Source organism: Croceitalea sp. MTPC5, assembly GCF_036985505.1.
In the GTDB taxonomy this organism is placed as follows: domain Bacteria; phylum Bacteroidota; class Bacteroidia; order Flavobacteriales; family Flavobacteriaceae; genus Croceitalea.
The window spans coordinates 1,062,758-1,083,167 of record NZ_BTGQ01000001.1; the positions used below are offsets into that span (position 1 = coordinate 1,062,758).

At 38.3% G+C, this 20,410-nt stretch carries 15 protein-coding genes; 2 read left to right on the forward strand and 13 right to left on the reverse strand.

The window, feature by feature from the left end; genetic code table 11:
• Positions 1 to 7 precede the first annotated feature (7 nt).
• From AACM45_RS04940 to AACM45_RS05000, 13 genes are all read right to left on the reverse strand, one after another.
• Positions 8 to 1,204 (reverse strand): efflux RND transporter periplasmic adaptor subunit, encoded by a 1,197-nt coding sequence (locus AACM45_RS04940; protein WP_339141136.1) that lies wholly within the window; start codon positions 1,202 to 1,204, stop codon positions 8 to 10.
• Positions 1,204 to 5,547 (reverse strand): CusA/CzcA family heavy metal efflux RND transporter, encoded by a 4,344-nt coding sequence (locus AACM45_RS04945; RefSeq protein ID WP_339141137.1) that lies wholly within the window; start codon positions 5,545 to 5,547, stop codon positions 1,204 to 1,206. Before AACM45_RS04945 ends, AACM45_RS04940 begins: the two co-directional genes overlap by 1 nt.
• A 124-nt stretch (positions 5,548 to 5,671) precedes the next feature.
• Positions 5,672 to 5,980, reverse strand: a complete 309-nt coding sequence (locus tag AACM45_RS04950) for a DUF6660 family protein (protein ID WP_339141138.1) — start codon at positions 5,978 to 5,980, stop codon at positions 5,672 to 5,674.
• Positions 5,981 to 6,020: 40 nt separating this feature from the next.
• Positions 6,021 to 6,821: a hypothetical protein gene (locus AACM45_RS04955; protein ID WP_339141139.1), complete on the reverse strand. Its 801-nt coding sequence runs from the start codon at positions 6,819 to 6,821 to the stop codon at positions 6,021 to 6,023.
• A gap of 143 nt (positions 6,822 to 6,964) precedes the next feature.
• Positions 6,965 to 10,174 carry a hypothetical protein gene (locus tag AACM45_RS04960; RefSeq protein WP_339141141.1) on the reverse strand — a complete coding sequence of 1,070 codons (3,210 nt, stop codon included), beginning with the start codon at positions 10,172 to 10,174 and terminating at the stop codon, positions 6,965 to 6,967.
• Positions 10,171 to 10,818, reverse strand: a complete 648-nt coding sequence (locus AACM45_RS04965; RefSeq protein ID WP_339141143.1) for a condensin complex protein MksE — start codon at positions 10,816 to 10,818, stop codon at positions 10,171 to 10,173. The genes AACM45_RS04960 and AACM45_RS04965 overlap by 4 nt, the downstream gene beginning before the upstream one ends.
• Complete coding sequence (locus AACM45_RS04970; protein ID WP_339141145.1) at positions 10,791 to 12,137, reverse strand: hypothetical protein; 1,347 nt, start codon at positions 12,135 to 12,137, stop codon at positions 10,791 to 10,793. The genes AACM45_RS04965 and AACM45_RS04970 overlap by 28 nt, the downstream gene beginning before the upstream one ends.
• Positions 12,138 to 12,175: 38 nt before the next feature.
• Entirely contained in the window at positions 12,176 to 14,806 is a 2,631-nt protein-coding gene (locus AACM45_RS04975; RefSeq protein ID WP_445227720.1) for a TrlF family AAA-like ATPase, read from the reverse strand.
• Positions 14,807 to 15,023: 217 nt separating this feature from the next.
• Entirely contained in the window at positions 15,024 to 15,317 is a 294-nt protein-coding gene (locus AACM45_RS04980; RefSeq protein ID WP_339141146.1) for a hypothetical protein, read from the reverse strand.
• Positions 15,318 to 15,319: 2 nt separating this feature from the next.
• Positions 15,320 to 15,589 carry a helix-turn-helix domain-containing protein gene (locus AACM45_RS04985; protein ID WP_067035991.1) on the reverse strand — a complete coding sequence of 90 codons (270 nt, stop codon included), beginning with the start codon at positions 15,587 to 15,589 and terminating at the stop codon, positions 15,320 to 15,322.
• Positions 15,590 to 15,677: 88 nt separating this feature from the next.
• On the reverse strand, positions 15,678 to 16,889 hold the full coding sequence (locus AACM45_RS04990; protein WP_339141147.1) for a site-specific integrase: 1,212 nt from the start codon (positions 16,887 to 16,889) through the stop codon (positions 15,678 to 15,680).
• A gap of 338 nt (positions 16,890 to 17,227) precedes the next feature.
• Positions 17,228 to 18,313: a sensor histidine kinase gene (locus AACM45_RS04995; RefSeq protein ID WP_339141148.1), complete on the reverse strand. Its 1,086-nt coding sequence runs from the start codon at positions 18,311 to 18,313 to the stop codon at positions 17,228 to 17,230.
• Positions 18,310 to 19,089, reverse strand: a complete 780-nt coding sequence (locus tag AACM45_RS05000) for a LytR/AlgR family response regulator transcription factor (protein WP_339141149.1) — start codon at positions 19,087 to 19,089, stop codon at positions 18,310 to 18,312. The genes AACM45_RS04995 and AACM45_RS05000 overlap by 4 nt, the downstream gene beginning before the upstream one ends.
• Positions 19,090 to 19,277: 188 nt before the next feature.
• Here AACM45_RS05000 and AACM45_RS05005 point away from each other — a divergent pair, with 188 nt between their 5' ends.
• Both AACM45_RS05005 and AACM45_RS05010 read left to right on the forward strand, forming a co-directional pair.
• Positions 19,278 to 19,766 carry a hypothetical protein gene (locus AACM45_RS05005; protein ID WP_339141150.1) on the forward strand — a complete coding sequence of 163 codons (489 nt, stop codon included), beginning with the start codon at positions 19,278 to 19,280 and terminating at the stop codon, positions 19,764 to 19,766.
• A gap of 27 nt (positions 19,767 to 19,793) precedes the next feature.
• The gene (locus tag AACM45_RS05010) at positions 19,794 to 20,405 is read left to right on the forward strand and encodes a DUF6624 domain-containing protein (protein ID WP_339141151.1); all 612 of its coding nucleotides are present in this window, start codon (positions 19,794 to 19,796) and stop codon (positions 20,403 to 20,405) included.
• The last annotated feature ends 5 nt before the right edge of the window (positions 20,406 to 20,410 follow it).

Sequence of the window (20,410 nt, forward strand, 5' to 3'; positions counted from 1 at the left end):
ATCAATGTCAGTGTTCTTCCGATTCCCCTTTTTTCATTTCCGCCATTAGATAGTAGGCATTGTTATAGGCATATTTTGCTTTCGATTTTTGTTCCGTTAGAAAGTCAATGGCAATCCATTCACCATCTTGAATGTTTTTTGTTACCTCATAGGGTATAAAAGACCAATTATCACCTTCCTTTTCGACTGAAAACACAAAGAACTTATTGCCATCAGCCGCTATGGCACTTTCAGGAATTGCCAATGTTTTGGTATTGTCCGTTTGGATGCGCCCCTGAATGTACATTCCCGGTATCAAGTTGCCTTCCTTGTTCTCGATTTCTGCGTGGACGTGAACAGCTTTCGGATTCTGCTCAAAAGTCTTTCCTACGGAATAGATTTCAGCGGTAAGTTCCTTACCGGGAATGGATTGGACATTGAAAGTGACTTTCTGCCCTTCCTTGACCTTGTGCACATCCTTTTCAAAAACCATCAGGTCGGCGTGCACGTGGTGGGTGTCCACGATTTCCATTAGGTCGGTCTGCGGTTCTACATACTGGCCTGTTTTGATTGCTACCTTTTCAACAAACCCTTCAATGGGACTTCTGAGTGCCACCCGCTGATAAATTGTTCCGTTTTTTACACCAGCTGCACTGATGTTCAACTGTTGCAATTGCGCTTCAAGACCGCTTGCCCTACTTCGGGATGCCCGATATTCTGCTTCGGCCTTCTGAAAATTGGCACCGCTACCCACACCTGCATCGTAAAGGGTTTTTTGTCGTTCAAATTCTTTCTTTAGAAATTGACTATTGCTATATGAATTTAGGTAATCCGTCTGTTTTTGAATGATGTTCGGATGCGAGAGGTAAGCGACTGTTTGCCCTTTGTTGACCTTATCACCTTCGATGACCTCGATAGATACCACATTGGCGCCTACCACCGTTGTGATGGTGGCCTCGTTCTGTGGAGGAACTTCCAACTGACCATTGGCTTTCACATACCCGCTCATATTTCGCATTTGCAAGGTGTCGATTTGCATTTGCAGGGCATCGAACTGTTTTGCGGTGAGCATCACTTCCTCAGCTTCGCCCTCGGAATGTTCTTTTTTCATTTCGGAATTTGCCTCTTTATTCTCAGAAGCATCGCTTTTTGAATTTCCACAAGAGGTCATCCCCAAAAGCATTGCTAATAGTCCGATAGCTGTGTATTTAGATAGGTTTTTCATTATTGTTTGAAATATTGTAGTTCGAAAACTGATTTTAGATAATTGTCGAGCGCGTCCAAAGCATCCATTTCGGTCCGTATGGCATCCCTTATGATTTGGGTAAATGCCGCATAATCGACCGCACCTTCCTTGTAAGCTACCAATGCGCCCTCTCGTTGCTCCTGGGCAAGCGGCAAGGCTCTATTCTTGTAAAATTGCCAAGATGCTTCCCACTTTTGATAGGCTTGTATGGCCTGCCGATATTCCGATTGTAATTGCCGTTTTACAAATTCTGCATTGGTCTTGGCGATTTCGCCGTCGATTTTAGCGGCTTTTGCCTGGCTACGCGGGGTGCCAGAAAATAGGGGAACCGATATGCCTGCCTGATACGTGTAGAATCCACTACTTCCGTTTACCTGTTGCAATCCGCCCTGAAGGTTGAGATTGGGCAACAAATCGGAACGGGCTGCTTTATAGTTGGCTTCGGCCTCGTCGATTCGCTTTTGCGAAAGTTCCAGCTCGGGATGATTTTCTATACTTGCGGGTATTCCCAATACAGCCACTTCACTTTCGTCAAGTGTGGCGGTAACGGTGTAATACGTATCCGAAACCAACCAAAGATTGAGCTTTTGAAGTGCAATGGCATAGTCGCTTTCGGCCTGTTGCAATTTATTGTTGATTTGCAAGGCCTGATTGGTCGCCGATGAATATTCCAATCGTGAAATGGCTTCGACCTCATAATTCATTTCGATGGCTTTTTCAAACTGTGAATAGATGGAATCCAACTCGCGGTACAGTTCAAATTTCCGTCGTTGTTGATACGCTTGCGACCACGCCTTTTTGACTTCTTGTTCCACTTGCAGTCCGGTTAGGTCAAGAGCGGTTTCCGCCAAGGCGATGCGCTGTTTCTGCAAACGCTTCTTTGCACCGATGCCGAACAGATTGATATTCTGCTGACCCATGCCCACCACAGTGTAAATTCCCTGACTGTCGCCGACTTCTTCGCCGCCCGTGAACACTTGGGTATTCCCTAAATCATACGCAATACCTTTCAGGGCGTTCTGCTTTTGGATTTCCAACTGTTTTGTTTTCAATAGTGGATAATTTTCTTTGGAAATTTCAACTGCTCTTTCCAATGATATAATTGGTAGGGAATCTTGCGATTGTATTTCTTGCGATTTCGCGATAGTGGAAGTAAACAGCAAGCACACCATTGCCGTTGCGGTTACGAATTTAGGATTGATTTTCGTCTTACGTTCCGAACGTTTTTCGGCCCATTGATAAAAGATGGGAAGTATAAAGAGGGTTAAGAGCGTGGAAGTTATCAATCCACCGATGACCACGGTGGCCAAAGGTCGTTGTACTTCAGCCCCTGCGGATGCAGAAATGGCCATCGGAAGGAAACCTAAAATATCGGTAAAGGCCGTAAGCATAATAGGGCGTATCCTACGTTTTGTTCCTTCCACAATACGGTCTTTCAAGTTGGTCACACCTTCTTCCTTCAGTTCATTCAGACCGCTGATCATTACCAAACCGTTCAGTACGGCAACACCGAACAATACGATAAAGCCTACCCCAGCGGAAATGCTAAAGGGCATATCCCTGAGCCATAGTGCAAACACACCACCTATGGTGGCCATCGGAATGGCCAGATAAATCATCAAGGTCTGCGGAAAGGATTTTAGGGCAAAGTAAATCAGGATGAAAATGAGGAACAATGCAATGGGAACGACGGTCTGCAACCGATTGCTGGCACGCTCCAAATTCTCGAATGCACCCCCATAGCGGATAAAATATCCCGGTGGTAGATCAAGGTTTGCATCCAGCTTGACCTTAATCTCATTGACTAACGATTCCACATCGCGTCCACGCACATTTACCCCCACGTAGGTTCTACGGTTGGTATTGTCACGACTTATCTGCATCGGTCCCGGTGTGTACTCGATAGCGGCCAGTTCTTGAAGCGGTATCTGCGAACCGTTCGGTAAATTGATGTACAGATTCCTGATGTCGTTGATATCCGTACGGTTCTGCTCGTCGAGCCTAACGACCAAATCGAAACGCTTTTCGCCCTCAAAGATGACCCCTGCATATCCTCCGGCAAAAGCGGATTGGACTATCATATTGAGTTGGTCGATGCTCACGCCGTATTGTGCCAGTTTATCACGATTGTACTTTATCGTCATCTGTGGTAAGCCCGAAGTGGCTTCCGCCCTCATATCACCTATACCTTCGGTACCTGCGATGATTTTGGTAATCTCGTCCGCTTTGGCTGCAAGTACATCGATATCCTCGCCATAAATTTTAATGGCCACATCCTCACGAATGCCTTCCAACAGTTCATTGAAGCGCATTTCGATGGGTTGGGTAAACTCATAATTGATACCGGGCAATATACTTATGGCATCCTTCATCTTATCGATAAGTTCATCTTTTGATTCAGCGGATACCCATTCGTCCTGTGGTTTAAGTATGACGAATACATCGGCAAAGTCCATCGGCATCGGGTCGGTAGGAACTTCGGCGACACCGATACGGCTCACAATTTTTTCCACTTCGGGAAATTCGGCCTTTACGATATGCTCTATCTTGGTAGTGGTTTCAATCGTCTCGCTGAGGGAACTACCGGGTTTAAGAATAGCGTGAAAGGCAATATCGCCCTCATCCAATTGTGGTATGAATTCGCCGCCCATTTTCATAAACGTGAAAACGGCCACCGCAAATATGGCGATGGCAATTCCTACGACCCATTTTCCTTTTTGCAATGTGCGTGTCAATAAGGGTTCATAGTTGCGCTGTACCCAAAAAACAAAACGGTCGCCCCACGATTTTTTTTCGTTTTTAGGTGGCTTCAGAAACAGGGCGGACATCATTGGTACATAGGTCAGGCATAGAAACATTGCCCCTATCATCGCAAATATGAATGTAAGTGCCATTGGCCGGAACATCTTTCCTTCAACACCTTCCAATGCTAGAATGGGTAGAAATACTATAAGAATTATCAATTGCCCGAAGAAGGCGGCGTTCATCATTTTTTTTGAGGCATTTGCGGCAATATCATTGCGCTTTTCCTTATCTAAAGTTTTCTTTTTAATAACATAGCTGCTCAAAAGGAATACGCTTGCTTCAACGATAATGACCGCCCCGTCCACGATGATACCAAAGTCGATAGCCCCCAGACTCATTAGGTTTGCCCATACATCAAAAACGTTCATCAGTATAAAGGCGAATAATAAGGATAGGGGAATGGTGGAAGCTACTATCAATCCGCCTCGCCAGTTCCCTAACAAGAAAACCAGTACGAAGATTACGATGAGTGCGCCTTCCAACAGATTATTGCGTACTGTTCCGGTGGTCTCGCTTATGAGCTTACTTCTATCCAACAAAGGCTGAATGACCACCCCTTCCGGAAGTGATTTCTGGATTTCGGCCATCCTATCCTTTACACGGACAATGACCTCGTTTGAGTTTGCACCTTTAAGCATCATTACCAGTCCACCAACAACCTCGCCTTCGCCATCCTGTGTCAGTGCCCCATAGCGTACGGCAGAACCAAAGCGTACATCGGCAACATCGTTTACGGTAATGGGCACCCCGTTTTCATTTTTGATAATGATTTTTTTGATGTCATCAAGGCTTCGTACCAAGCCTTCGCCACGGATGAAGTTGGCTTGTCGGTTTTTTTCGATATAAGCACCGCCCGTATTTTTATTGTTCGCTTCCAAGGCTTCGAAAACATCCGTGATCGTAAGACCGATAGCCTTTAGCTCATTAGGGTCAACGGCTACCTCATATTGTTTTATTTTTCCACCAATGGCATTGATTTCAACAACCCCTGGTACCATTGCCATTTGTCTTTGGACAATCCAATCCTGCATCGTGCGCAAGTCGGACAAGGAATATTTGTTCTGAAAGTCAGGTTCGACTTTCAGGGTATATTGATATACTTCGCCCAAGCCTGTTGAAATTGGCCCCATAGAAGGTTGGCCTAGTTCTTCGGGAATCTGCTCACGTACTTCTGTCAGTTTCTCTGAAACCAGCTGACGTGGCAGGTAGGTTCCCATATCATCATCAAATACGACCGTAACCACGGAAAGTCCGAATCGTGAAATCGAGCGAATTTCCTTAACGTTGGGAAGGTTGCTCATAGCAATTTCAACAGGATAGGTCACGAATTGCTCGATATCCTCTGTACCTAGATTTGGCGATTGCGTGATGACCTGTACCTGATTATTGGTAATATCCGGCACGGCGTCGATTGGAACCTGCGTCATACTATAGATACCCCCGCCGATTAAAGCAAGCGTTAGCAGACCGATAATAAATTTGTTATTGATTGAAAAATCAATGATTCTGTTGATCATAGATTCAGGTGTTAATTCAGTTAAAATTCTCTGTGAGAGCACTACAGAAATGCAACGCACCATATTGACATATCTAAAATGAAGACACGTCAAGACAGGATATAGCTATCCTATGTAAACTGAATTAAACCCGTGGGGGCTGAAAAAGGGAAAGTGAAATATCCTTGCCTACACTATCGAAATGGGCAAAGCTGTTTTGTGGAATGGTAAGTGGAAGTGGCGCGAATTGAGCGATACCAAAATCTATGGTGTGCACGTGGCAGCAATGGCACTGGCAAAATGGCGAGCATAATTCGCAATCTTGGTCGTGGTCGCCATCAAAATCAACAATCGAAGCGATTTGGGAATCATCAGAAACATTTCCTGCATCGCTACAAGGCACAAAATTGAGTGCCAAGAAATACACTGATAATATGATTGCCAAAAATTTCACATTGCAAAGGTAACAAGAATTACGTGCAACTGTGTTGCATTTATTGACAGTGAGATTTGATTAAAGGGATTGCATCAATGGTTTGTTCCTCTAACCAATTATTTTTAGCTATTAATTGACTTATCAATGATATGGCTTCAAGCGAAAAATAATTTTTGTCTAAACCTGCAAAATCCCTTTTAGGCCATCGGCTCTTATGCTGTCCAGAATCGATAGGCTTAAATATTGGATTAGGAGGTACAATAAGTTTTGGGGAAACTCCTTTATCTTCAAGCAAGTCACTTACATTTTGGAAAATTTTTAGACCATGATAATCCCAATCGCATACATAAAAAATTGGCAATGAAAGATAACGACTTGAAAGCCTTTCGAGTTTTTTGGTATTATTTCCCCCCACGTACCAAAGCTCAATGTTTTCTTTGGTGAACTTCCAGTAAGCCTTTAGAAAATCAATGTTTTCGCACAATAGAACTGCTTTGGCTCTAAAGCAGTCTATGACAAATCGCCATTGATTGTCTTTTGTTCCCTCCTCTGGAAATTCTTTTATCTGGAGAAGAATTTTTACGTCATTGAGAAGCCCAGGGCGATTCTCCAGGAATTTGGAATCCTTTTGCTGAAATATATTGGAGCTAAAGATTCGCATTGTAGTTAAGTTTTTTTTAAGCTCTTCTCGATGTCTGTAAATAAACATCAATGTCTCTAATTCATACCTGTCATATTTTTTCTTTCCACTATTTTCTAAACCAGAATTTTGAAAAAAATTGGCGTAGTACTTATACTGCTCCAAAAATTCTTTTTCAAAATAGTTCTTGAACCTGGGGCTGGCTTCGACAATATCCATATTACCTTTCTTGTAACCGACTAATTGAAGTCTTTCATGTAGAATATTCTTTATGAAGGGACTGCCCATTAATTTGTTGCGTACACTTCCTTCTTTGTACAGTTTATACAAACCTTTTAGATATCTCCATTCTATATCATCTCTCATTCTTGGCTACTGAATATCGGCACTGGATGGTGATTTATAAAATCTTCTTCAGGATTTTTGTAAAGTCTGTAGATATATTGGTTACCCTCGGTCAACCTATTTAAGCCAATGGACAGTGAAAGTATCTGATAGTCATACTTTTCAGCAATCTCTCTTAACATGTCAAAATTAGAACCTATACCGGCGGCTTCGTCAATGCTCATGAATCTCAACCCTTTTTCGAGCTTTTCAGGATTTTCTTGTGTCAACGACAGCTTAGCGATGCACAGTAGGGCAATAGCCGTATATGTTTGTCCCGTGCTTCCCGAATTGCGTTGACCACCTGCTGTGCGAATGCTATAATTGAGCATATAGTAAGAAAATGGATTAAGCAACTCCTTGAGGGTGACGTTGGCCTTACGAGATTTGCTATATCTTAGGTATTCATCTTTAATATGGTCCGCTATTGACGCATGTTGCTTGTTTTCATCTTCTGAAAGAAATGCCCCGGTCGGATTAAAAAGGCCTTCATTAATTACACTTAGTTCGTTCAAAAAACTTGCTATCCAATCAACCGAAATTCTAGGATTGTCCTGCTTTTTTAAAGACACATGATGCCCACCTGTAATCTTTGCAAATGGCTTCCTGAAAAAATTGTCAATCTTACGTACAATGTTGGTCTGTCGCAATACTTCTGATTGTAAGTCTTGCAACAAATCTCGAATATGTACCAATTTATTTTTAGTAATCTCTGCGTTCTTGCGATTAATATCGTCAAGGTATTCACCAATCTTATCCATTACTTCGTTTTCCTCAAAGGAGATATCATTGAAGATATTGGGTAAAATGGTACGGGCCAAGACTTTAAAATCCTCAGTTTGCTCCAATAATTTACTGTCGTTTTCAACATGATTTATTAAAATTGCCTTATAAGCAGCTTTGTAATTGACATCGAAATTTTCAAATTCTGCTTTGGCAGTTTCGATTTCTTCTTGAGTGGTCGCCTTCGTGGTCGTTTCAGTTTTCAATTCCTCGTATTCCATCTCTATTTTGAAAAGTCTTTTCTCTACATCATTAAGGCTATCTTTGAGTTCTTGTACTTTTTTTTTAACAGACATGTTCTGCAAAGCTTCCCGATATTGTTGATCAAAATCAAAAAAGAAATTATCTTTCGAAAAGTTAAACGAAATCTGTTCCGTAGGTGAATAGGTGACATTGTATTTATTAGAGAGCGTTGAAATCAACTCATTGGGTTCATTGGGCTCATAATATCGATATTTATGCAAAAGTTCCTTTAATGATTCTACAATGCCCTTCCTTTTGATCAACTCATCCACTTCCTTTTTTATCTCATCGAATTTTAATCGTGTTGATTCCTTTTTACCATATTCAGCAATATGCATATTGAAGAACTCTATATTATTGGCCAACAAGGGGTTTTCTATTTCAATTTTTTTGTGGTTTAAACTGTCTCGCTTCAACCATGCTTCAAAATGTATTTGGGGCTCTGGTAATCCCTTTATAAATTTTAACAGTTTAATATCGTCGGTAATTTGAGTCTCTAGCCAGGTAATTGTTTTATTCAAGAGCTCTCGATTGTTCTTAAATCGTTTGATAATATTATCAACATCCCGACCATCAAAAAGTCTTTCTTCAACATATTTGATGTAATAATTGACGCCACCTAAATCAATCCAGAAATATTCCTTGTCAATGGCCTTCTTGAATTTCGATTCCATGAGCTTTGAAGGATCGGGAATATACCTAGACCCTTTAATTAGTTTCTTGGGAGTTTCAGTCTCCAGTTCTTGAAAGTGCCAGATTATGCTTTCTTGCTCCTTTGTAAGGCTTTGACCATTGTTGATAACCCAATAGGCCAAAGACTTTTTATTATCAATATTACTGAATTTGTAAAGTGCTTGATTGACAGCCTGTTCCTCTTGCTTCTCAACTATGGTTTTCTCTAATTTTAAAACCACGTTCCCATAACCACTTTGAAGATCAAGACTTTCAAATGCTCTCAAAAGATCATTTTCGGACAAGAGTTTTTCTAATTCTGTTGACCTTTTTATTAGGTTCTTGTTATCCTGAATTTGAAAATAGACTTTTCTCAATTCATCTACTGTGGCCAAATTATTTAAACGCATGAAATTTTCCACAATTTTAATACTGTCCAGCTTGATTTGCCAGGAGGATTGTTCATGGATTTTTTTTGAGAGCTGTGTATTCAATATTTCCAATTCTTTTTCCAAAGAATCCTTCGTTTGCGCCGACAGCATATTGAGATTTGATATTTTAGCACGGCTCTTAAAATAGTTCTGTATGAGTTGTTTTAATTCTTCGTTATGTTGTATTTTTTTGAAACTAAGTGAAGTGTACTGCAACCCGACAAATTTAGATTCTGACCTCTTCTTCTCATTCCTTAGATCAAAAAGTTCATTGAGCGCCAACTTTTTTTGCTTAATAATTTGAAGCTCATTTCGATTTATTCTGTACGAATCCATAGAATCTTGCATAGAGGCCACAACATTTTCGAACTCCCGATAAAAGTGTGCTTGTTCTTGCTTGCCAAACAAAAATTCCTGTAAGTCTACTCCATCTTTTACACTAATTCCTTTGCGAGAAAAAGCTTGTAGAATTTTGGCGTAATCCTGCAAAGCACTTTTTACAGTAATATCCTTTGGAAGCAGTCTATTTTTATAAAGTATTTTATGATAGTTGCTAAAACGCTTAAAAGCCCTGAAACCAATTTCTTTTTCCACGTTAAAAAAGAGGTCGATATCCCGAACAGGTATCCAGTTTCCATCTTTCTCAAATTCATCAACCATCAAGGGTTCCGCTAAGGGTTGAAGTAAATCTTGCTCAAAATCGAGGCCCTTTTGAACGATAAAAGCCTGGGATTGTTTTCCGTTTAATTCTATATATGTTCCAAGTACCAGATACTTGCTTTCAGCCACTTCAACGTTGATATAGGCAAATCCAAAATCGCTATTATCCACATTTTTAAGCACCAAACTATTAAATGGTCGATCATCCTTTCCTTGGGTGGAAGAACTGTACTCAGTAGATCCCACCAGAATCAATTGAAGCAAATCTGTCACAATACTTTTACCCGCTCCGCTTTCACCCACAAAATCAGTTCTAAAAGGATGAAACTCGTAAAAAAACTCTTGATGATGGATAATGTTGATTGTACCCAAACTATGTATACGGGGAAACTGCTTCATTGATATTTCGATAAGATGTTCTTAATATTCTTTATCACATCCTCATATATATAAAGAAGCCGATGGAATGATGGCAAGGTTTCGAAATAATCTCCTTTATAATCTATCCATCCAAGCTTTTTGAACTCCAAGAGCGTTCTACCCACCATTTTATCTATTAGTTTGTCATCATCTGCCAACTTTCCTGCCTCATCAGATTTAACAATTAGTTTCAATAGCCCCTCTTCATATTCCTCATAATCAAGTGTAATGGCCTTTTTCAGCTTTTCTACAGAGTTAAGCTCTATGTATCCATCAAAGAAGATAATCTTATAAATAATGGCACCCATTATGATATATTCGTTTTTAATGGTGTACCGACGGTTCTCAGGAATATGGTTTTCTTCCCTTGAATGATAATCCAGATAGTAAAACTGATGACCTCCCTCTCCCTTTTTTCTCAGAGGCACTCCGAACAATCTAAGATAATAGGTATTTAGTTCGTTGTAATTCTGTGCCAAGTAGTCATAAAAAAATGAATTCTCTCCATAATTTTGAATGTGCGCACCGTCTTTCAAAAGATAATCCAAGTCCCCGAAGAGTCTTTCCGAATCATCTTCAGCCAAAAAATCTAGATTCATTTTATCTTTATTATTGTTTTCCATAATCTGCTCTTAGAATTTTCAATGGTCACCGTTTCGGTCTTGAATATGGTAACATTGTATTTCTTTTGTTGATAGACTTTCTCAATAACTCCGTACATTACATGTGCTGCTCTATCAAAATCCCTATCTGTTTCAAGTACATCGAAAAAAGATTGTGATATATCCAAATGTCCATCTTTGTCCAATTGGGCCAATAATTGATTTATCCATCCGTCTATTCTTCTTAGTCCTTTGATTGTTTCCTTTAACGTAGCTTTGTTTTTACGTTGCAATTCTTCATTCACGGGATAGCGCTTTCGCTTTTTCGAAGCTGTTGGAAAAAGCGATGTATCCCTTTTGAATACCAATAGTTTAGGTCTTCTTAGATGAGGTAGAAAAGGCCTTACTTCTTTGGGAAACTCTACCAACTTGTCGTTTCCTTTTCGTTTTACTTTGGAATATTTTAATACGAAATGGATAAATGCATCCATATTTGCACTTAGTTCTGGGCTTCGAAGGGTAGCAAACAATTGCTTTATTTTTGGTTGTATCCTATCGAGTCTTCTATCTGTACTACGGAGTTTGCTTTGTACACCACTAAAAAATTGCGAAGTATTCTCAATAAAGTCAATAACTTGCCCGTTATTGGTTTCTATTTTTATGAGCATATTGCTGATCTTATTCGTATCCTCAAAAGCAATTCTAAGCTCACCGTTCTTTTTTTGAATGTCGGTTAAGTCATCCCTTACGGTTCGGAGCAAGTCTATTGGGTCGGTTTCTTTATTTAGAACGTCCTTCTTTAATTTTTCTACGGCAAAATCAATTTGTCGATGAAGAAATTCAGTTTGTTGTGCCAAACGGGTCTTATATACATCAAGATTTACCCTAAACCAATTTAATAACTGTTCGTCGCTACCAAAAGCTTCTTCAAGGTCCCGTTTTAGATTGTTGCAAATAATCTCAATTTCTGTTGGGTCAAAAGTTCCCTTTAGGGTTTTCTTGGCGATTTTACAGAATGATAAGCCATAGTCTTGAAAGGAGTACAGTCTTTTTTCCTCATCGTAATTCAAGAAATACTTAAGAAGTCTTCTAATTCTTTGTTTATTACGTTCTTTAGGATAATACTTATCTCCTTTGATGCTTGTATTCTTAAATGTTGAGAAAATTGCATGGATTTCCTCTTCATCAAAAAATCCATTTTGATACTTACCTGTGATCAACCTTTCATATAAGGCAATGATTACGGTACCTTCTAATTTTTCAGGATAAAGAAGTTCATAAGTGTCAGGCCTATTGATAGCCTTTAAAAAATCAAATTCGGTGTTCTCGTTATCCTTCAAAATTTAGCTTGGGTTGGCGATCCTATAATCGAAATCACTTAAAAGTTATACTTCTTTTTACGTTTGTCGAAAGCTTCACGACCACCCTCCAATACTTCGCAAATATGTTCTTGAATCCCTCGTGTGTACAGTATTTCATTGATTTCTGGATTTTCCTCTTTAGTATGCTCAATAGAACCCGAAACATATTCGAATTTGAACGACTTGTTCTTCGTATCGTCTCCGTCTTGGTTGGCCACGATTATTTCCTCCGCATCCGCGCCCAAAACAAGATTTGGATTGTGCGTTACAATAATGATTTGCCGCGTTTTTTTTCGTCTTCTTAGGAACTGTACAACTTGATTGTAAATTGACCTGTTGTCTAAATCATCCTCCGGTTGATCAATTAGTATCGGACATTGGCTATCATCCAAATCAATTAGTAAACGCAATAAAACAAAAGATTTTTTACCAGGCGACATATCTGAAATATCGTCTCCTTGGTAGGTTACCTTATAATCATGTGAAAACCAATTCTGAAAAAGTGCGGTAACCAACTCTTTGTTCGTCATGCCCTCTCGCGCTGGAACTTTGTGGTTGACAATTTTCCAACACTCCTTGGCCAAAAATTGTTTGTGCTTTTCGAGATTTTCAAAATCATACCCTGTCAGATAATCATATTCATTTCCCCTTGTTTTTCTTCCATCCAAATATTTATTTACAAATGACCCTTGAAATCGCTCTTTCATAAAGATGGTTTGTATGTCGAATGAAAGCTCATCATCAAAATCATTTAAATCAACTTTACTCTTGGCTTCTAAATAGAGTGAGTAATATTGTGAATTCAGCTCAGCCAACAATTCAATATTATTCTTTATCAATGCATATGAATTTCTGATTTCCTTGTCCAATTCGGCGATTGTCATTAAAATCGCTTCTTCTTTTTCTTTCTCCTCCAATAAATCTGCCAATGCCTTTTGTTCAGCAAGAGCCGCTTGAAGCTCTGCGATACTATCTTCTAGTTCGGAAATCTCGTCTTGTAGGATATCGATTGTTGCATTAAGTCCAGCGATTTCAAGTGCGATGTTTCTTTGCCAATCAGTCTTATATTCACCCTTTTTCTTCTTTACTAAACCCTGAATGGTTGCCCGCAACTGCTCACTATTAATATTCTGGATATGTGATTCTTGAATATCAACATCAATGCTTTTTAACATATCCAGCTTCTCCTTATCCTTATTAAATAGTTCAATACTGCCACGTTTTTCTTTAATTAGCTGCGTAGTGTTGTTGAAAAGTTTAATGTCCTCAGGACTCACCTGAGATTTCTCTTGTAGAGCCTGAATTTCGGTATCTAGCTTACCTATTTGTTTAGAGATGCCATCTTTATCGCCTAGCTCTTTTTTTTCTTTGGCCTTTTGAATGTTTACATCAATATTTTCAAAAAGTGACTTAATTGTGGATTCTATATCATCAGAAATTTGCTTTTTTCTGTCATTCAGTGATTCGTACCACTCTTTAAATTCCTGCTTTTGCAAAAGAACTTCTTGGATAATCTCATCTATATCGGAGGTCTTTTCTCCTTCATCAACAACTCGATTTAAATAGGATTGTGGAATATAAATTATCCGCTTTGTTGGGTTGTCGGGCCTTCCTAAAAAACTAATACTATCATCAGCCCAATGTACCTCAAAACCTTTTACTGGTTTTTTGTCCTCAATTCCTACTGATGTATTGCGCTTTTTGAACTCTTCATTATCAGCGGTTCGGGCTATGCTCTTTATCAAAATGGATTTTCCGGTCGATTTACCGCCGATGATAGCTGTTAAGTTGTTGTTTATTTCAATATAATCGGTAGTGAAGCTACTATCTTGAAACCTAACCTTGTCTATGACTTCATAGAGCTTTTTCTCATCGGGTTTTCTGTTGGAAATTCTCACCCTGTCCTGCGGTTCATAGATTATTTGCTTCAGACCTTCAAATGTCGGGTCTGCCTTAATCCATAATTCCGCTTTTCTCGAATAATCATTTATATTATGATTGTCAGAACAAATAATAATGGGAAGCCATTTATCAATTTTATTGAATAGATATGGGTTCACTTTGGCCATATACCCATCTAAATCGGTCTCTTTGCCCAACTCGAACACATCTATCATTTGGGCAATATCTTCTTTTTGTGCTAAGGCATGGGGGAGAGAATGTGTAATATTTTCAATACCATTTCCTTTGCTTCCCGCATGAATGGTTACTATACCTCCTAATTCTTTGACAAGATTCACTGTGTCGGCCAAATCACAGTATATCTCCCATGGTTTTTTGCCTTCACCTTCTATCTTTTTAATTTCTGTATTGTTTTTTATTTGGCCCCAGATATAGCCCAAATTTGATATTTCACTGAATATCGCAATGAAATGTATCGGTTCGTTTCCGCGGGCGTCGGACAAGAATTCTATTCCTGGCAAAACTGTCAGCCCTTTTGCCTTGCCCAATCTCTGTAAATATTGAATTCTCTCAACATCTATAAAGTGATGGTCCGTTACTGCAATCACCTCGATGTTGTTGTTGACCAATCCATCGACAAGATTATCATTAGTAACACCCTTGTCCTTGTAGTCATAAGACGAGGGGGTATGAAAGTGAAGATCCCATCGTCTCCATTCAGATCCTTTGCGATATTGATTGGTCATAGTCATAATGTATAAAACCCCTTAATGTAAGGGGCTATTAATAATTAATCCAAAAAAGATGGGGCTTAATCGGCGGATTGTCTTACAATTATACAGAATTTTAATACGAATGGAAAGAGTAAAATAGTATTAACGAAAATATTTTGTGTGAATATCCCATTGACCAGAAGGAATGTCGAAGAATAAAAAATATAATTTGATAATCTTTTTCAATTTCTCAATTGGAAAAGTCTAATCCTTTTTCTATATCCTTATTATTCTTGTTTGATTGAACACTGGCAATATTTTGTGGTTTTACATTTGATTCCTGATGTTGGACATTTCCTTTATGTAGATTTTTATTTAGTTCGTTACTATATTGCATCATTCCTGCTTGTACAGCATTCATGTGATCGTCGGTCGGCACGACACTTTTGAACATCGGAGTTTTTAGATTCAACTCTTTCGCCAATTCATATCCAAGATTGAATGCCTTTTTATACTCCTCATCAATTTTTATATTTTCTTCCATGGCTAAAAAGTTTCACGAACGTGTGCCTCGATATATTCATTAATAGAATCCCGATCGTACAGAATTACTTTCTTTTGAGGTTGGGAAAACCTGATTTTACCCTCGTCCCGCAGTTTTTGCAAAGTGGTGGTGGATTTTATTTTGAGATGAAACATTGCTTCCTCGCCGTCAATCCATTTTTCTGGCTTATCAGCTCTTTTTTGCTCTAAATATTCCACTACCTTGTCAAACAAGGCATAGAAAGCTTCTTCTTGTAGGCAAACTACTTGCATCGAATACAATTATAGAAAAGTACAAGGTACCCTAATAATCCAATTGTATTCAAATCTTTCGACAAAATAACCGAACTACTGGATGTTCTTAAAAGTTTACTACCTTTTCTAAGGCATCATCGGTTTCTTTGTGCATGAAATTCGATTGATAGTTAACCGTTGTTGTAATCGAAGAATGACGATACAGTTTTTGAAGCATTTGAATAGGTATTTTATCGCCAGAAATGTTTCCAAAGCTATGACGGGCTATATGCATAGATAGTTTTTTCTCAATACCCAGTTTTTCTCCAACGATTTGCAATCGCCGGTTTAAATTTCGGGTTACGGTTTTAACCCTAGTTGCTACTCTTTTGTCATCTTTCAAATTGGTGCCTTTTAAAAAAGGAAAAACCAAATCATCCTTCCCCCTCTTTTGAGCCTCAAAATACTTAAGAATTTCTTTGGTCTTATCGGGAACGACCAATGAGACAAGTTTCCTGTTCTTCCCCATACGATAATATAAGCGATTATCTTTAAAGTCGGACCATTTTAGTTTTATGACATCAGCAACCCGAACACCCGCAAAGTAAAAGCTCGTTAGCCATACGTACACGGCATGAAGCTGTGCTTTTGTCAAATTGTCTGCGGTTTCAAGTAATTGAACCTCTTCCTTGTTCAATCCGATTTTTTCGCTTTCAGGAAACTTAATCTGTATTTTACCTTTTCCAAATGGGTAGTTCCTATCATCAACATGATATTCCTTTCGGGCAAAATTATAAATGGTGCGGATAAGCATTAAGTAGTTTATCGCCGTTCTTGGGGCGACTTTTCGTTCATAAAGAAGATATGCCTCGAACCTTTTCAATAAGGTGACGTCCAAATCGGTAAAGGAAAGCTCTTTTCGCCCTAAATAAGTTTTAAAAATCCCCAACCTCTTTTCTTGATTGTATTGTTGATTGAACTTTTTTCTTTTTAGGAGATTCGCCAAAAAAACCTCACTTACTTTGAAAAAATCATATTTATCCTCTCCCACAATCTTTTTAGTGATTGTAGCTACAGATTGCTTTTTTTCGCTTGATTCAATTTCCAAAGCCATATCATGCGCTTCAGTAATCTTTTTCAAAAGCATGTTATTAAGGCGTGAAGAATTAGGATGACTTTTTTTAGCTAACCCCTTTGTTTGGTCCCAATCCTTTTCAAGAATGTACTCACCTGTAAAAAGGAACTTTGACTTTCTATCTTTTGTTATTCGTAGGGCAATTGGGGAAGTACCGTCCTTCTTCTGATAATTCTTGCGTAATACTATCTTTACAGTCGCCATAGTGTTATTTTTTGCCTTATAAAGATACGAAATCTATGTACAACATATGTACAACAAATCACGTTTTAATATGAATTTTTATGGCTTTGAATAAAAATTGAATATCCTTAAATATCTTATAAACAATTGATTATTAAATCAAATAAGCCCAAATGGATTCAAAAGACTCAGAATTCATAACCCGGAGGCCGAGGGTTCAAGTCCCTCTCTCGCTACGAATTACAAAAGGACTTCCTTTAGAACGGAAGTCCTTTTTTACTTTTCAGGCAGAAATAACAAAGTGCGTACATGTATTGACATTTTGTTTCCAAATCCCATCAAAACCAAATTGTCTTGAATTACTCTCTGTCTAAGGGAATCTTTATATGGGTTAAGACCCCAGAATGGTTTTCTAGATTTTTAAATAAAAATTCATGTTTGTCGCCATACAAAGTCCAAAGCCTTTCTTTAACATTCTTAATGCCCAAGCCATCCTTTTGAGCTTCCGTAATTGGCGTACCATTATTTTTAACTTCAACTACAAGCCATTTTTCTTTTTTACAAATCGTCAAATCAACTTTCAAATCGGTATACCCATAGGCATAGCCATGTTTGAAAGAATTCTCTATTATTGGCTGTAGTAACATACTTGGAATCAATGCTTTTTTCACCTCTTCTTGAATATAACCCTCAAAAGTCAAGTGGTCAGAAAAACGAATCTGCATAATATCAATATACTTTTTCAGTATAGCAAACTCTTTAGATACTGTAATCATGCGTTCATCATTAATCAATAAGACATCGCGCAATAGGTCGCCTAAATTACCTATGGTATGTTGGGCTTTTAAAGGATCTTCTTGAATCAAAGAAGCGATTGCATTCAACGTGTTAAATAAAAAGTGTGGGTTCAATTGTGATTTTAGAACTTGCAACCTAACATCTTGCAACTGTTTGGCCAACTGTACCTTTTGTATCTCGGTGCTACTGATTTTTTGAATATAATAATAGCCATAGGTTATGGTTACAAACCCCACATAACCCAAATAATTTAAATTAGACCCAAACATCGTTAGAACAAAAAAATCCTCTAGGGTAATTGCCAACAAACTTGTGTTATGAAAAATGGATTGATACACATAACCAAAAAGGGTAATGGCTAAAGAGTAAACAAAAGAGAGGGCAAAATGAATGATAAACACATACGACCATTTCATGTCTTTGTCTATCATTGTCTTAGTTGAAATTACTATCAACAGAATAACAGGGGGTACGATTAGAAAGCTTGAAAGAAGCGGCTCAAAAGATGTTGTCCACCAACTCAGCTCAAAATACTCTGGCCTTCCTATCAATTTTAAAATCGTCCTTCTTCCCAGATAAACAATATTGTAGGTGACCATATAGCATAGTAGAATTGCGAACAGTCTTTTCTCAATATATTTTTTCACTTTCTCAAACCGACTTTTAGCGCAAACTGTTTGCGATACCCTTTACTTATCCTCAGCTGTTTTCCATCTTGCATTTTTACATCAATTTCGCCATATGCCGAATTTTGAAGTTCCGCTACATAGTTAAGGTTTATAATGCTAGATCTGTGAATTCTAAAAAACAACCCCGAATCCAACTCTTTCAAAATACCATACATGGAGTTTCTCTGTATATAGCGCTGCTTTGACGTATAGATCTCTATGTAATAATTGGACGCTAATATATATTGTATGTCGCCTTTATCTATAAACACTGTTTTGTTTGCATATGCTACGGGAATTCTTGAATTGGTGCTTCCTATTTCTTGTTCTTCCCCTGTCTTGAGATGTTCCAATAAATTGACGACTTTGTCATCAAAATATTTATACGGGTTACTCTTCAAAGTCTCGATTATTCGAAAAATAGATTTGTAGAAACGCTCTTCGGTAATGGGTTTTAGTAGATAATCAAAGGCGTAAAAGTCAAATGCCTCGATGGCATAGGTATCAAACGCGGTGACGAATATGGTCAAGGGCATTTTTACCGTAATATGCTTTAAGACATAAAACCCGTCAACATCCTTAAGTTTAATATCCAAAAATAAAATATGCGGTTGTAATTTATTGATTTGGGCTATCGCTTCTTTACCAGTTCCATAAAGGCCTATTACCCTTATTTCGACGATGGACTCCAATAAACGCTCAATTCGTTTTCTGGCAAGGGGTTCATCATCAACTATTATGGCATTCAACTTCATATGAAGTCACAATGTAGATAAAATTTAATTTCGATGCACTTTAAAAACATATACTACGAACAACCAATCCATTTACTTCAAAAAAAAGGGGGTTCACTTCAAAATAATAGGTGTATACTTCAAACTAAGGCCATTTATTAATCACCGTATTTACTTTTAAAATTCAAAAGTTAAAAAAGACAGACACCATGAAATTACTTAAATACGCTTCTTTGATGCTACTTCTACTTGTATACTTCGCATCTTGTAGTGGAGATGACCCTGTAGAGGAAGAACAAAAAACAGAAGATACACCCGTAACACTTGAAGGAGATTACATAGGGACTTGGAACTCTACCACTGACTTGGACATTACCTATACTGATTTTGGCATTTCAGCAAAATTTACCTTTGCGAATAATGAGAAAACAAGGTTGAGCGGAGAATTTTTCGCAACGACTTCATTTAGGTCATGTTGCCAAGACAACGGAAATGATGGTACGATGCTGGTCAATTTAGATGGTGACACTATTGAATCTTTCTCCTTTAATGACCAAATTGTTAACTGTACGGGTTCATTTAGCGGAACGGGCAGTATTACCTCTAAAGCACCATATACTTTACAAATAGATTTTACTGGAAACGATTGCGACGGCAATCATATCGGTCAAATGATTTTTACAAGAAGAAGTAATTAAAAGAAATTATTGACAGTAATTAGAACAATGAAACCTACTATTATCATACTTATATTGAGTGTCAATTTTTCGGTATTAGGTCAGTCTAAAGAAGAACTCGATTTGTTAAAAGTCAAATTAGAAACAATTTTCATGAAAGACCAGACTTTTAGACGTATCTACAGTGAAGCGGAAAATAAGCTAGGAAAAGATTCGGATGCTTACGAGTACTTCTGGGAGGTCGTTGAAAACCAAGACAGTATTCTAGAAAAGGAGGTGACAACTATTTTAGATAAATACGGCTGGCTTGGAATTTCACAAGTCGGGAGATTGGCAAACACAACCCTTTGGAGTGTTTTACAACACGGAAGTGTGTCTTTCAAAGAAAAATATGCCCCATTGTTAAAAGCCTCAGTTCTAAAAGGGGAATCACAACCTAGTCATTATGCCCGACTAATCGATAGAATGCTAATTAACAGCAACAAATCTCAATTATACGGAACCCAAATAGACTACGATTCAAGTGAAATCCCAACTTTCTTTTCAATTGAAAAACCTGAATATATAAACCAAAGAAGAAAAGAAATTGGGTTGGGCGGAATCGAGGGCTATGCGGAAGAAAAAAAGATTGAATGGAATATTCCCCAAAAAAGGAAATGAAAAAA

Excerpts from the sequence above, each read along its gene's own strand:
- AACM45_RS04940 (WP_339141136.1), bottom strand. The coding sequence starts at position 1,204 with ATGAAAAACCTATCTAAATACACAGCTATCGGACTATTAGCAATGCTT.
- AACM45_RS04945 (WP_339141137.1), bottom strand. The coding sequence starts at position 5,547 with ATGATCAACAGAATCATTGATTTTTCAATCAATAACAAATTTATTATC.
- AACM45_RS04955 (WP_339141139.1), bottom strand. The coding sequence starts at position 6,821 with ATGGATATTGTCGAAGCCAGCCCCAGGTTCAAGAACTATTTTGAAAAA.
- AACM45_RS04960 (WP_339141141.1), bottom strand. The coding sequence starts at position 10,174 with ATGAAGCAGTTTCCCCGTATACATAGTTTGGGTACAATCAACATTATC.
- AACM45_RS04965 (WP_339141143.1), bottom strand. The coding sequence starts at position 10,818 with ATGGAAAACAATAATAAAGATAAAATGAATCTAGATTTTTTGGCTGAA.
- AACM45_RS04975 (WP_445227720.1), bottom strand. The coding sequence starts at position 14,806 with ATGACCAATCAATATCGCAAAGGATCTGAATGGAGACGATGGGATCTT.
- AACM45_RS04980 (WP_339141146.1), bottom strand. The coding sequence starts at position 15,317 with ATGGAAGAAAATATAAAAATTGATGAGGAGTATAAAAAGGCATTCAAT.
- AACM45_RS04985 (WP_067035991.1), bottom strand. The coding sequence starts at position 15,589 with ATGCAAGTAGTTTGCCTACAAGAAGAAGCTTTCTATGCCTTGTTTGAC.
- AACM45_RS04990 (WP_339141147.1), bottom strand. The coding sequence starts at position 16,889 with ATGGCGACTGTAAAGATAGTATTACGCAAGAATTATCAGAAGAAGGAC.
- AACM45_RS05000 (WP_339141149.1), bottom strand. The coding sequence starts at position 19,089 with ATGAAGTTGAATGCCATAATAGTTGATGATGAACCCCTTGCCAGAAAA.
- AACM45_RS05005 (WP_339141150.1), top strand. The coding sequence starts at position 19,278 with ATGAAATTACTTAAATACGCTTCTTTGATGCTACTTCTACTTGTATAC.
- AACM45_RS05010 (WP_339141151.1), top strand. The coding sequence starts at position 19,794 with ATGAAACCTACTATTATCATACTTATATTGAGTGTCAATTTTTCGGTA.